The organism is Tardiphaga alba (genome assembly GCF_018279705.1).
Classification (GTDB): Bacteria; Pseudomonadota; Alphaproteobacteria; order Rhizobiales; family Xanthobacteraceae; genus Tardiphaga; species Tardiphaga alba.
The window spans coordinates 3,752,360-3,766,528 of the sequence record NZ_CP036498.1 but is presented as its reverse complement, the minus strand read 5'-3'; the positions used below and the strand labels follow the sequence as shown (position 1 = coordinate 3,766,528).

Sequence of the window (14,169 nt, the reverse complement as noted above, 5' to 3'; positions counted from 1 at the left end):
CGTTGGGAGATTGGCCAATTTCGGGCTTTTCGGTCCGCAGCTAGATGGTTTTGGACGGGCGAGGTGCTGTCAGGCATCGCGCACGTCGTTTTGCGTTCTGGGGTTTGAACGCTCGATTTAGGGATTTTGTTCCTGAATCTGGGCGCGGATTTCGGGGCGGTGTCGGAAAAATTCAACCCGGAGGCGGCGGCAGCTGTGCTCTGGAAGGTTCGCCCCTCCCGGGCGACGCAATGAGAGGCCACGATGGGTCAGCAGACGTTCACCGGTCGCAAGCGCGTTCGTAAGTTCTTCGGTCACATCAAGGAAGTCGCCGAGATGCCGAACCTCATCGAGGTTCAGAAGGCGTCCTACGACCAGTTCCTGATGGTTGACGAGCCCACGGGCGGCCGCCTGGATGAGGGCCTGCAGGCTGTTTTCCGTTCGGTGTTCCCGATCTCGGATTTCGCCGGCACCTCGATGCTCGAATTCGTCCGCTACGAATTCGAGCCGCCGAAATATGACGTGGACGAGTGCCGCCAGCGCGGCATGACCTATGCTGCGCCGCTGAAGGTGACGCTGCGCCTGATCGTGTTCGATATCGACGAAGAAACCGGCGCCAAGTCCGTCAAGGACATCAAGGAGCAGGACGTCTACATGGGCGACATCCCGCTCATGACGATGAATGGCACCTTCGTGGTGAACGGCACCGAGCGCGTCATCGTCTCGCAGATGCATCGTTCGCCGGGCGTGTTCTTCGATCACGACAAGGGCAAGACCCATTCGTCGGGCAAGCTGCTGTTCGCTGCGCGTGTCATCCCGTATCGCGGTTCGTGGCTGGACATCGAGTTCGACGCCAAGGACATCGTGTTCGCGCGTATCGACCGTCGCCGCAAGATTCCGGTGACGTCGCTGATGTATGCGCTGGGCCTGGACGGCGAAGAGATCCTGTCCACGTTCTACCAGAAGATCATCTACAAGCAGATCAAGGAAGGCGGCTGGCGCGTTCCGTTCGATCCGTCGCGGTTCCGCGGCTATTCGACCGTCAACGACCTGATCGACGCCGACACCGGAAAGGTTGCGCTCGAAGCCGGCAAGAAGCTCACCGTGCGCGCTGCCCGTCAGCTCGCCGAGAAGGGCCTCAAAGCGCTGCAGCTCACCGATGAAGATCTGATCGGCAGCTATCTTGCCGACGACCTGGTCAATGCGAAGACCGGTGAAATCTACGCCGAAGCCGGCGAAGAAATCACCGAGAAGCTGCTCAAGGCGCTCGACGAAGAGGGCTACAAGGAGCTGCCGCTGCTCGACATCGACCATGTCAATATCGGCGCCTACATCCGCAACACGCTCGCGGCCGACAAGAACGTGACGCGTGAAGACGCGCTGTTCGACATCTATCGCGTGATGCGTCCGGGCGAGCCGCCGACCCTCGAGTCCGCGCAGAACATGTTCCAGTCGCTGTTCTTCGACGCCGAGCGCTACGACCTCTCGGCCGTGGGCCGCGTGAAGATGAACATGCGCCTCGAACTCGATGCGCCGGACACCCATCGCACGCTGCGCAAGGAAGACATCCTCTCGGTCATCAAGACCCTGGTGGACCTACGTGACGGCAAGGGCGAAATCGACGACATCGACCATCTCGGCAACCGCCGTGTGCGTTCGGTCGGCGAGCTGATGGAGAATCAGTATCGCGTCGGTCTGCTGCGCATGGAGCGCGCCATCAAGGAGCGCATGTCGTCGGTGGATATCGACACCGTGATGCCGCAGGACCTCATCAACGCGAAGCCTGCCGCCGCAGCCGTGCGTGAATTCTTCGGCTCGTCGCAGCTGTCGCAGTTCATGGACCAGACCAACCCGCTGTCGGAAATCACCCACAAGCGTCGTCTCTCGGCGCTTGGACCGGGCGGTCTGACCCGCGAGCGCGCCGGCTTTGAAGTCCGCGACGTGCATCCGACCCACTATGGCCGTATCTGCCCGATCGAGACGCCGGAAGGCCCGAACATCGGTCTGATCAACTCGCTCGCCACCTTCGCGCGCGTGAACAAGTACGGCTTCGTCGAGACCCCGTATCGCAAGGTCAAGGAAGGCCGCGTCACCGACGAGGTCGTGTACCTGTCGGCGATGGAAGAGGGCCGTTACTCGGTGGCGCAGGCCAACGTTCCGCTGGATGCCAAGGGCCACTTCACCGATGAAATGGTGATCTGCCGTCACGCCGGCGACGTGATGCCGCTGCCGGCCGACAAGGTCGATTACATGGACGTGTCGCCGAAGCAGCTCGTTTCGGTCGCCGCGGCACTGATCCCGTTCCTCGAGAACGACGACGCCAACCGCGCGCTGATGGGCTCGAACATGCAGCGTCAGGCCGTGCCGCTGGTGCGTGCTGAAGCGCCGTTCGTGGGCACCGGCATGGAAGCTGTCGTGGCCCGCGACTCCGGTGCTGCGATCGCCGCCCGCCGCTCGGGTGTCATCGACCAGATCGACGCAACCCGCGTGGTTATCCGTGCGACCGAAGATCTCGATCCGACGAAGTCGGGCGTCGATATCTATCGTCTCATGAAGTATCAGCGCTCGAACCAGTCGACCTGCATCAACCAGCGTCCGCTGGTGAAGGTTGGTGACGTCGTGCGCAAGGGCGACATCATCGCCGACGGTCCGTCGACCGATCTCGGTGAACTCGCGCTCGGCCGTAACGTGCTTGTCGCGTTCATGCCGTGGAATGGCTACAACTTCGAAGACTCGATCCTGCTCTCCGAGCGGATCGTGAAGGAAGACGTCTTCACCTCGATCCACATCGAGGAATTCGAAGTGATGGCCCGCGACACCAAGCTCGGTCCTGAGGAAATCACCCGCGACATTCCGAACGTGTCGGAAGAAGCGCTGAAGAACCTCGACGAAGCTGGCATCGTGTATATCGGCGCAGAAGTCCGCGCCGGCGACATCCTGGTCGGCAAGATCACCCCGAAGGGCGAGAGCCCGATGACGCCGGAAGAAAAGCTCCTGCGCGCCATCTTCGGTGAAAAGGCGTCGGACGTTCGCGATACCTCGCTCCGCGTGCCTCCGGGCGTGCAGGGCACCATCGTGGAAGTCCGCGTGTTCAACCGCCACGGCGTCGACAAGGACGAGCGCGCGCTGGCGATCGAGCGCGAAGAGATCGAACGTCTCGCCAAGGACCGTGACGACGAACAGGCCATCCTGGATCGTAACGTCTATGGCCGTCTGGCTGATCTTCTGGAGAACAAGGTCGGCATCGCCGGTCCGAAGGGCTTCAAGAAGGACAGCAAGATCACGCGCGCCGTGCTAGACGAGAATCCGCGGTCGCAGTGGTGGATGTTTGCCACCGCGAACGACAAGCTGATGACCGAAATCGAAGCGATGCGTAAGCAGTACGACGAATCGAAGAAGGGCCTTGAACAGCGCTTCCTCGACAAGGTCGAGAAGCTGCAGCGTGGCGACGAACTGCCCCCGGGCGTGATGAAGATGGTCAAGGTCTTCGTCGCTGTGAAGCGCAAGATCCAGCCGGGCGACAAGATGGCCGGCCGTCACGGTAACAAGGGCGTCGTGTCGAAGATCGTTCCGATCGAAGACATGCCGTTCCTCGAAGACGGTACCCATGCGGACATCGTGCTCAATCCGCTGGGCGTGCCGTCGCGCATGAATGTCGGTCAGATCCTCGAGACGCATCTCGGTTGGGCCTGCGCCGGCATGGGCAAGAAGATCGGCGAAACCATCGACGCCTTCTACCAGCGTCAGGATCTCAAGCCGCTGCGCGAGACCCTCAAGAACGTCTATGGCGATGATGAAGTCATCAAGTCGCTGAACGACAACGAACTGATCGAGCTTGCGCGCAACCTCAAGCCGGGCGTGCCGATCGCAACGCCGGTGTTCGACGGTGCGAAGGAAGCCGACATCGAAGACATGCTGAAGCTGGCAGGCTTCGACAAGTCGGGCCAGTCGACCGTCTATGACGGCCGCACCGGCGACCAGTTCGATCGCAAGGTGACCGTGGGCTACATCTATATGCTCAAGCTTCACCATCTCGTGGACGACAAGATCCACGCGCGTTCGATCGGTCCGTACTCGCTCGTCACGCAGCAGCCGCTGGGTGGTAAGGCGCAGTTCGGCGGTCAGCGCTTCGGTGAAATGGAAGTGTGGGCACTGGAAGCATACGGCGCGGCTTACACGCTGCAGGAAATGCTGACAGTGAAGTCGGACGACGTCGCGGGCCGTACCAAGGTCTACGAGGCGATCGTACGCGGCGACGACACGTTCGAGGCCGGTATCCCGGAATCGTTCAACGTGCTCGTGAAGGAAATGCGCTCGCTCGGCCTCAACGTCGATCTGCACAATTCCAAGCTGCCGGGCCCGACCTCCGAGGCTGCCGAGTAATTCAATGCGTCACGCCCGGCCTCGCGGCCGGGCGTCTGCGCCGCAGCCCGGACGTATGGCAGCGCGCGTGACTAAAGAATTTCGAATTTGCTGCTGATGGCGATCGGCACGCGAGGAGAAGACCATGAACCAAGAAATTATGAATCTCTTCAACCCGACGACACCGGCTCAGGTCTTCGACCAGATCCGGATCTCGATCGCGAGCCCCGAGAAGATTCTGTCCTGGTCCTACGGCGAGATCAAGAAGCCGGAAACCATCAACTATCGTACCTTCAAGCCCGAGCGCGACGGCCTGTTCTGCGCCCGCATCTTCGGGCCGATCAAGGATTACGAGTGCTTGTGCGGCAAGTACAAGCGCATGAAGTACAAGGGCATCATCTGCGAGAAGTGCTCGGTCGAAGTGACCCTGTCGCGCGTCCGTCGCGAGCGCATGGGTCACATCGAGCTGGCTGCGCCGGTCGCTCATATCTGGTTCCTGAAGTCGCTGCCGTCGCGCATCGGCCAGCTGCTGGACATGACGCTCAAGGATCTCGAGCGCATCCTGTACTTCGAATATTACGTCGTTCTCGAGCCGGGTCTCACCGCGCTCAAGGACCGTCAGCTGCTGTCTGAAGACGAGTATCTGAAGGCCCAGGACGAATACGGCCAGGACTCGTTCACCGCCATGATCGGCGCGGAAGCGATCCGCGAGCTGCTGCGTGGCCTCGACCTCGAGAAGCTCGACGTCGAACTGCGTGCCGAGATGAAGGAGACGGAATCCGACATCAAGCACAAGAAGCTCGCCAAGCGCTTGAAGATCGTCGAAGCCTTCCGCTTCTCCGGCAACAAGCCGGAATGGATGATCCTTACCGTCGTGCCGGTGATCCCGCCGGATCTGCGTCCGCTGGTGCCGCTCGATGGCGGCCGCTTCGCGACGTCGGACCTGAACGACCTGTATCGCCGCGTCATCAACCGTAACAACCGCTTGAAGCGTCTGATGGAGCTCCGCGCGCCGGACATCATCATCCGCAATGAAAAGCGTATGTTGCAGGAAGCCGTTGACGCGCTGTTCGACAACGGCCGCCGCGGCCGCGTCATCACCGGCGCCAACAAGCGTCCGCTGAAGTCGCTCGCCGACATGCTGAAGGGCAAGCAGGGCCGCTTCCGTCAGAATCTGCTCGGCAAGCGCGTCGACTACTCCGGCCGTTCGGTTATCGTGGTCGGCCCCGAGCTGCGCCTGCATCAGTGCGGCCTGCCGAAGAAGATGGCGCTCGAACTGTTCAAGCCGTTCATCTATTCGCGTCTCGACGCCAAGGGTCTGTCCACCACGGTGAAGCAGGCGAAGAAGCTCGTGGAGAAGGAACGTCCCGAGGTTTGGGACATCCTCGACGAGGTCATTCGCGAGCATCCCGTGCTGCTGAACCGCGCGCCGACGCTGCATCGTCTGGGCATCCAGGCGTTCGAGCCGGTGCTGATCGAAGGCAAGGCGATCCAGCTGCATCCGCTGGTCTGCTCGGCCTTCAACGCCGACTTCGACGGCGACCAGATGGCCGTGCACGTTCCGCTGTCGCTTGAAGCGCAGCTGGAAGCGCGCGTCCTGATGATGTCGACCAACAACATCCTGCATCCCGCGAACGGCCAGCCGATCATCGTGCCGTCGCAGGACATCGTGCTTGGTCTGTACTACCTGTCCACCATGCGCGCCGGCCTGCCGGGCGAGGGCAAGGTGTATCGCGAGATGTCGGAGATCGAGCATGCGCTGCATGCGAAGGTCATCCACCTCCACACCAAGATCAAGTATTCGTGGACCGGCCTCGACGCCGACGGCAAAACCGTCACGCGTCTGATCGAAACCACCCCGGGTCGCGCGATGCTCGGTCAGGTTCTGCCGAAGTCGCCGAAGGTGCCTTACGAGACCATCAACAAGTTGATGACGAAGAAGGAAATCTCCGGCGTCATCGATCAGGTCTATCGTCACTGCGGTCAGAAAGAGACCGTGATCTTCTGCGATCGCATCATGGCGCTCGGCTTCTACAACGCGTTCAAGGCCGGCATCTCGTTCGGCAAGGACGACATGGTCGTGCCCGCCACGAAGTGGAAGGTCGTCGATGCCACCCGCGCGTTCGCGAAGGACTTCGAGCAGCAGTATAACGACGGTCTGATCACCCACGGTGAGAAGTACAACAAGGTCGTGGATGCCTGGTCGAAGGCTTCGGAAGAAGTCGCCAAGGAGATGATGAAGGAAATCTCCTCGGTGAAGACCAATGCGCAGGGTGAAGAAGCCCAGATCAACTCGATCTACATGATGGCGCATTCCGGTGCTCGTGGTTCGCCGGCCCAGATGCGTCAGCTCGGTGGTATGCGCGGCCTGATGGCCAAGCCGTCGGGCGAGATCATCGAAACGCCGATCATCTCGAACTTCAAGGAAGGCCTGTCGGTTCTCGAATACTTCAACTCGACCCACGGCGCTCGTAAGGGCCTCGCGGACACCGCGTTGAAGACCGCGAACTCGGGTTATCTCACCCGTCGTCTGGTTGACGTCGCGCAGGACTGCATCATCACGCAGACCGATTGCGGCACCAATCTCGGCATCAAGATGCGCGCCATCGTCGATGCGGGCTCGGTGGTCGCGTCGCTGGCGTCGCGCATCCTCGGTCGCTCGGCTTGCGAAGACATCGTCGATCCGAACAGCGGTGAAGTGCTCATCAAGCGCAACACGCTGATGGAAGAGCGCGATGTGGATCGTCTGCAGAAGGCCGGCATCCAGGAAGTGAAGATCCGCTCGGCACTGACCTGCGAGCTGGTCGCTGGTATCTGCGCCACCTGCTACGGCCGCGATCTCGCGCGCGGTACGCCGGTCAACCACGGTGAAGCTGTCGGCGTTATCGCCGCGCAGTCGATCGGTGAACCCGGCACTCAGCTGACCATGCGTACGTTCCACATCGGCGGCGCTGCTCAGCTCAACGAGCAGTCGGTCATCGAGTCGAACTTCGACGGTAAGGTCACCATCCGCAACGAGGCTCTCGCCAAGAACGGCGAAGGTCACACGGTGGCAATGGTCCGCAACATGGTGATCGCGATCAGCGATGCCGATGGCACCGAGCGCGCGACGTATCGTATTCAGTACGGTGCCCGCGTTCACGTGGCCAATGGCGACACCGTCAAGCGCGGCCAGCGCATCACGGAATGGGATCCGTATTCCCGTCCGCTGCTGACCGAAGTCGACGGCACGATCGCGTTCGAGGATCTCATCGACGGCCAGTCCGTCACCGAAACCCTCGACGAATCGACTGGTATCGCCAAGCGCGTCATCATCGATTGGCGCTCGTCGCGCGCAGGTGCAGACCTGCGTCCGGCCATCGTCGTCAAGGGTTCGGATGGCAAGGTGCTAAAGCTGGCTCGCGGTGGCGATGCTCGTTACATGCTCTCGCCTGATGCGATCCTCTCGGTCGACGTCGGTGCCAAGGTTCAGGCTGGCGACATTCTCGCCCGTGTCTCGACCGAAAGCGCGAAGACGCGTGACATCACCGGCGGTCTGCCGCGCGTTGCCGAACTGTTCGAGGCCCGCAAGCCGAAGGACGCGGCGATCATCGCAGAGATCGGCGGCACCATCCGCTTCGGACGCGACTACAAGAACAAGCGTCGCATCTCGATCGAACCGCTCGACAAGCTTGAGGAGACTCGCGAGTACCTCATTCCGAAGGGCAAGCACATCCATCTGCAGGATGGTGATATCGTCGAAAAGGGCGACTTCATCGTCGAAGGCAATCCGGCGCCGCACGACATTCTGGCGATCAAGGGCATCGAGGAACTCGCTGCCTATCTGGTCAACGAAATCCAGGAAGTTTACCGGTTGCAGGGCGTGCTCATCAACGACAAGCACATCGAAGTGATTGTCCGTCAGATGCTGCAGAAGATCGAGGTCACCGATCAGGGCGACACCGACATGATCTCGGGTGAGCAGGTCGACAAGATCGAGTTCAACGCGCTCAATGCGAAGGCGGAAGAGGAAGGCAAGAAGCCGGCGACCGGAAATCCGGTGCTGCTCGGCATCACCAAGGCCTCGCTGCAGACGCGTTCGTTCTTCTCGGCGGCATCGTTCCAGGAGACCACCCGCGTCCTCACCGAGGCGGCGGTCAACGGCAAGGTCGATCCGCTCGAGGGTCTCAAGGAGAATGTCATTGTCGGCCGCCTGATCCCGGCCGGTACGGGCGCCTCCATGGCCAAGATCCGCGAGGTCGCCATGAAGCGCGACACGATGATCCAGGACGAGCGCGAGCGGCAGGCAGCTGTTGTTCCGTCGGCCCCGGAAGCCGAGCCGCTGGCTCTGCCGCCGGCCGAGTAAATCGATCACGCCTGACAAGAATCAAAAGGGCCGGCTTCACGCCGGCCCTTTTTTGTTGCGGGTTAGCCCATTTTGACTCATCGCATGGCGCTTGCGACCTCCGTTCATCTTTCCTTCAGGTCGAAAATGGTCTTAGTTGGAATGGTTTAGTGCGATCCGACGTAGGCAGGGGCAGTTCTGCAGCGGTCCGGATTCCGCCGTAGCGGTGAATGCGCTACAGCGATTTTTGCCGGGCGCGGCCGGCAGGCATTCAAGGCGCGAAAGAATTTAGATGCTTGATCTTGCGATTGTTGGTGGTGGTCCGGGCGGCCTGATGAGCGCCTGGTATCTCAAGAAGAAACTCGGCGATCTCTGCCGTGTCACCATCTATGAGGCTTCCGATCGTCTCGGCGGCAAGATCGTCACCCGCAAATTCGACTCGTCCCCGGCGATGTACGAGGCCGGCGTCGCCGAGATCTATGACTACTCGATGATCGGCCCGGACCCGCTGCGCGAACTGATCCAGCATTTCGGCCTGCAGACAATTCCGATGGATGCCGAGCAGGTGATGCTCGATGGTGAATTGCTCGATGACGTTCCGGGCATGCGCAAGAAGTATGGCGCCAAGACCGCGGCGGCCATCGAGGCGTTCCGCAAGAAATGCGCGAAGATGATCTCGCCGCTGGAATATTATGAAGGCGTCGGCGCCCACGACAACGAGAATCCCTGGGCATGGATCACGGCCGAAGAACTGCTCGACCGGGAAGTCAGCGATCCCACGGCGAAGCGCTTCTTCAAGGCGATGGCACGCTCGGATATCGCGACCGAGGCGCACAATACCAATGGCCTCAATGCGCTGAAAAACTTCGTGATGGATGTCGATGGCTATATCGGCCTGTATTCGATCCAGAACGGCAATGAACAGCTGATCGAATGCCTGCGTTCCGAAGTCGCTGCCGATATCGAGCTCAATCATCGCGTCCTCAAGGTCGGCAAGACCGGAGAGGGGCGCTACCGCCTCGACATGATGAACGGCAAGGGCCCGGAGACGCGCGACTTCGATCTGGTCGTGATGTGCCTGCCGCATTCCTGGCTCGCCACCATGCGCTGGGACGGCGAGGACCTGCGCAGCTCGATGGTCAAGCATATCGCTTATTTCGATCGTCCCGCGCATTACCTGCGCGTCTCGCTGCTGTTCGACACCCCGTTCTGGGGCGACCAGATCCCCGGCGCGTGGTTCATGTCAGAAGCCTTTGGCGGCTGCTGCGTCTATAATGAAGGTGCGCGCCACGATGTCGGCAAGCACGGTGTGCTGAACTGGCTGATTGCTGGCTCCGATGCGCTGGCCTTCGCCAATCTCTCCGATGAAGAGCTGATCGATGCTGCGATCAAGTCGCTGCCGGCTTCGTTCGGCGATGCGCAGTCGCATCTCGTCGAGGGCAAGATCCATCGCTGGTTGTCGTCGGTGAACTCCATCCCCGGCGGCATGCCGGTGCGTGACGTGATGACAAATCATCGTCCGGAGCCGAAGGGGCATCCGGGCATCGTCGTGGTCGGCGATTATCTGTTCGACTCCACGCTGAACGGACTGCTCGATTCTTCGGACGCAGCCACCGACATCATCGTCACCGAGATGATGAAGCTGCGCCGTGCGCAGGGCGTGAATGGCATCGTCGCGTCCGACAAGATCGACAACGCGTATTTCAAGAACTATCGCAATGTCGGGCCTTACAGCGAAGTCTGGAGCCAGTTCACCGATCCCGATTATCTGACCAAGCTGATCAAGATCGTCTGGGGCCGCGCCAAGGGCTACAAGCTGCTGGTGGCGGGCTCGGCATCGGGCGAGTTGGTCGGCGCGCTGCGTGCCAAGGGCATCGATGCCTGGGGCGTCGAGAACAACAAAGCGATCCACGCCAAGACGCCGAAGGCGCTGCAGAAGTTCAACAAGCTCGGCTCCATCACCGATCTGCCGTTCAAGGACGAGCAGTTCGATTTCGTTTTCGAAACCAGCCTGTGCCACGTCGCCGACAAGCAGGTGACCACGGCCATCGAAGAGCTCAACCGCGTCATCAAGACCGGCCTCATTTTCGGTTCGGTGACTTCCGACATGGCGCCGGCGGTGATCGACCGCTACGACCTGCTGCGCGGCGTCAAGAAGCTCGGCACCTGGTGGGAGTGGTCGGAATTGTTCTTTGGCAACGGTTTCGACCTCTCGATGCACCGCCGCGATTGCACCGAGCAGGTGTGGGAAGCGACCCTCGCAGCCGGGAAGGGCCCCGGCCACTGGTATGCCGACGCGGACAGCCTGCGCTATTCGTTCTTCGACAAGGTCGAGGCGGACGACGAGGATTGACATTTCGCTCTGATTGTCATCCCCCGCGAAAGCGGGGGATCCAGTAAGCGGCGACGTTCCGGCTCAATCACATCCGCCAGTGCCTACTGGGTCACCCGGTCAAGCCGGGTGACGACAGTGGCAGCCCTTTTGCGGAACCTATCCTGATCGCATAGACTTCATGCCGTGGCGCTAATAAGCCACGGCATGATTCTTTCGGCCCGGATTCCGGGCCTCCAGCAACGGTCCGGTTCATGGCGTCGAAGCCTCCTGAGAAACCCATCTCCGACGACAACAAAGCGACCGATCCGCTGGACGACAAGTTCGCGCTGCCTGTCGGCGCCGCTGCTGCGCAGGTGCCCAGCACGAAGCCGCCGGCACCGGAAAAGCTCGTTGCCGACAAGAACGCCAAGGCCAAACCCGTCGATGACGACGAGGATGAGGACGAAGACGACGATGATGATGACGACGAGGAACTCGTCGTATTCACGGCGCGCGAAGCGGCCGGCGCCTTTGGCACCATCTACGCCTTCACACGTCCGTTCCTCGCCAACCGCCGCAAGATGCTGGCTTTCGTCGGATTCGGCGTGCTTGTCGAGACGTTGTTCAACGTCATCATGCCGCTCAGCCTCAAATTCCTCATCGACGACGCGCTCGGCGAAGAGGATTTTGACGCGCTGATCAAGATCCTTTCTGTGCTGGCTGTGGCCGGTATCATCACCTCGATCGTGGCAATCTGGTATGAACGCTGGGATGCGCGGCTGGCATCATCCATCATCTCCAGTGCGCGCGAACGCCTGTTCGGCCACGTGCAGGAACTGCCATCGGCCTATTTCGCGCGGACCAAGCGCGGGGAGACGCTGTCGCGCTTTTCCGTGGACATGGCTTCCTTCGAGACTTGCATCAAGAGCTTTGCCAATAGCGCCTTGCTGCCGTTCCTGGAACTGATCGCCGGCATCCTGCTGATGTTCTATCTGAACTGGCAGTTGGCGCTTGTGGCGCTGCTGATCTTCCCAATCACGCTGATCGGCCCGCGCATCCTGACGCCGAAGGCGGTGCAGGCCAATTACGAGCAGAAGCAGAGCGAAGCCTCGATCCTCGGCACGATCCAGGAAAACATCGCCGCACAGGCGGTGATCAAGGCTTTCAGCCTGCAGCGCCGCACCATGGGCTGGTTTCGCCTTCGCAACGACGACACCGGCAAGCGCATCGCGGCGGCGACCTTCCTGTCCACCATGGTCGAGCGCTCGGTCACGATTTCGGTGTTGATGCTGCATCTCGTGGTGCTGGCCATCGGCGCCTATCTTGCCACCAAGGGCCAGATCACCGTCGGCACCTTCGTGACCTTCGAAAGCGCGTTCTGGGAGGTGTCCTATAACATCGCCCATGTGATGCATTTCATCCCGGTGTCGATCCAGACCGCGGCCGCCGTGCAGCATATGAACGAGATGCTGGATGAGCCGACCCGTGGCTCCGACAAGCCCAATGCGCCGGAACTGCCGCGCGTCGAGAACAACATCAGTTTCGACCGCGTGACGTTTCAGTATGAGAACAGCCGCGCGCCGGTTCTCGACAATCTCAGTCTCAAGCTCGATGTCGGCAAGAAGATCGCCATTGTCGGCCCGTCCGGCTCGGGCAAGAGCACGCTGCTCAATCTGATCCTGCGGCTCTATATGCCGGACGAAGGCAAGGTGACCATCGACGGCGTCGATATCCGCAAGGTGACGCGCGAGTCGCTGCGCAGCCATATGGCCGTCGTGTTCCAGGAGAACATGCTGTTCAACATGTCGATCCGCGAAAATATCCGGCTCGGCAAGGAAGGCGCGACCGACGAGGAGGTGGTGGAGGCGGCCAAGAAGGCCGAGATCCATCGCTACATCATGGGCCTGCCAGACAAATACGACACGCAAGTGGGAGAGCGGGGCGACACGCTGTCCGGCGGCCAGCGCCAGCGCATCGCCATTGCGCGCGCCATCGTCCGCAATCCCTCGGTGCTGTTGCTGGACGAGGCGACATCGGCGCTCGACCAGACGACGGAAGCGGCGCTGAACGCGACTTTGTTCAAGCTTGCCGAAGGCCGCACCATGATTTCATCGACGCACCGGCTGACATCGGTGGTGGAGATGGATGAGATCATCGTCATCAGTGGCGGGCAGGTGATCGAGCGCGGCTCGCATGCCGAGCTGCTCGCGCTCGGCGGCACCTATCGCGAACTCTGGGACAACCAAGGTCGTCACACCGCTGACGAGGATGATGACGACGAAGAGGATGACGAGGACGAGGACGACGAGGATGAAGACGACGAGGAGTGAGCGTCGTCCTCGACTGTCGCATCCTCTCCGATTGTCGTCGCCCGGCCGTGCGCGCAATTGCGCGCTAGGACCGGGCGATCCAGTAGACACCGGCGGTCGTGATGGAGTTGCACTGACAGCGTCTACTGGATCCCCGCTCCGCGCACGCCTTCGGCGTGCTAGGCGGGGATGACAGGCGAGTGCGGATCATCGCTCCGCCCGCAACAATCCCGACGCCAATTCCCGAAACGCCTCCACGGCCTTCGGTAACACCGCCGCTGGCTCCTTCGCCGCCGCCACCCACAGCGCGGCATTCAGCGCGGCGCCATTGATCAGCCGTGCCGCAGCCTCGGGATCCATGTCCTTCACCACCCCATCTGCGATCAGCTGCTCGATCGCCTGCGTGGTCGTTCGCAAACACGCCGTCTGGTTCGGCCATTGCGAGGGATCGCCGAGCACGGAGGGGCCGTCCAACAGCATGATGCGCTGGATTTCGGGCTCGAGCGCCATTTCGATATAAGCGACACCTTCGGTCATGAAGCCGAGCCACGGCGTTTCGGCCTGACTGGACGCCACGCGCATGCGCGCCAGCATCTCGGCATCGATCTGGTCGATCACCGCCTGCAGTAGGCCCTTTTTGTCGCCGAAGTTGTGGTAGAGCGCGCCGCGCGTCAGGCCGGCGGCCGCGGTGAGGTCATCCATGGAGGAGGCGGCATATCCCTTGTCAGCAAAAGCCTTGCGAGCAGCCGCGATCAGCTTGCCCCGCGTCTCCTCGACCATCTGCGCACGCTTACCGGTGGCCACGTCCATTCTCCAAAATTACATACATTACGTATGTCAGTATTGACATACGATCCGTATGCTCCCAGCTAATCACATAC

At 61.2% G+C, this 14,169-nt stretch carries 5 protein-coding genes; 4 read left to right on the top strand and 1 reads right to left on the bottom strand.

Annotation, left to right across the window (positions count from 1 at the left end; genetic code table 11):
• Positions 1-243: 243 nt before the first annotated feature.
• The 4 genes from rpoB (at position 244) to RPMA_RS17835 (ending at position 13,309) form a co-directional block, all read left to right on the top strand.
• Complete coding sequence (rpoB, locus tag RPMA_RS17850; RefSeq protein WP_211909039.1) at positions 244-4,362, top strand: DNA-directed RNA polymerase subunit beta; 4,119 nt, start codon at positions 244-246, stop codon at positions 4,360-4,362.
• A 124-nt stretch (positions 4,363-4,486) separates the two neighbouring features.
• On the top strand, positions 4,487-8,686 hold the full coding sequence (gene rpoC, locus RPMA_RS17845; protein ID WP_211909038.1) for a DNA-directed RNA polymerase subunit beta': 4,200 nt from the start codon (positions 4,487-4,489) through the stop codon (positions 8,684-8,686).
• Between the two features lie 271 nt (positions 8,687-8,957).
• Positions 8,958-11,018: an FAD-dependent oxidoreductase gene (locus tag RPMA_RS17840; RefSeq protein WP_211909037.1), complete on the top strand. Its 2,061-nt coding sequence runs from the start codon at positions 8,958-8,960 to the stop codon at positions 11,016-11,018.
• A 233-nt stretch (positions 11,019-11,251) separates the two neighbouring features.
• Positions 11,252-13,309, top strand: coding sequence for an ABC transporter ATP-binding protein (locus RPMA_RS17835; protein ID WP_211909036.1), 2,058 nt, complete (start codon positions 11,252-11,254; stop codon positions 13,307-13,309).
• A 186-nt stretch (positions 13,310-13,495) separates the two neighbouring features.
• Here RPMA_RS17835 and RPMA_RS17830 read toward each other — a convergent pair whose 3' ends face one another.
• Complete coding sequence (locus tag RPMA_RS17830) at positions 13,496-14,068, bottom strand: TetR/AcrR family transcriptional regulator (protein WP_211913720.1); 573 nt, start codon at positions 14,066-14,068, stop codon at positions 13,496-13,498.
• Positions 14,069-14,169: the final 101 nt, after the last annotated feature.

Bases quoted from the DNA above. Each gene is read 5' to 3' on its own strand.
- rpoB (WP_211909039.1), top strand. From the start codon at position 244: ATGGGTCAGCAGACGTTCACCGGTCGCAAGCGCGTTCGTAAGTTCTTC.
- rpoC (WP_211909038.1), top strand. From the start codon at position 4,487: ATGAACCAAGAAATTATGAATCTCTTCAACCCGACGACACCGGCTCAG.
- RPMA_RS17840 (WP_211909037.1), top strand. From the start codon at position 8,958: ATGCTTGATCTTGCGATTGTTGGTGGTGGTCCGGGCGGCCTGATGAGC.
- RPMA_RS17835 (WP_211909036.1), top strand. From the start codon at position 11,252: ATGGCGTCGAAGCCTCCTGAGAAACCCATCTCCGACGACAACAAAGCG.
- RPMA_RS17830 (WP_211913720.1), bottom strand. From the start codon at position 14,068: ATGGTCGAGGAGACGCGGGGCAAGCTGATCGCGGCTGCTCGCAAGGCT.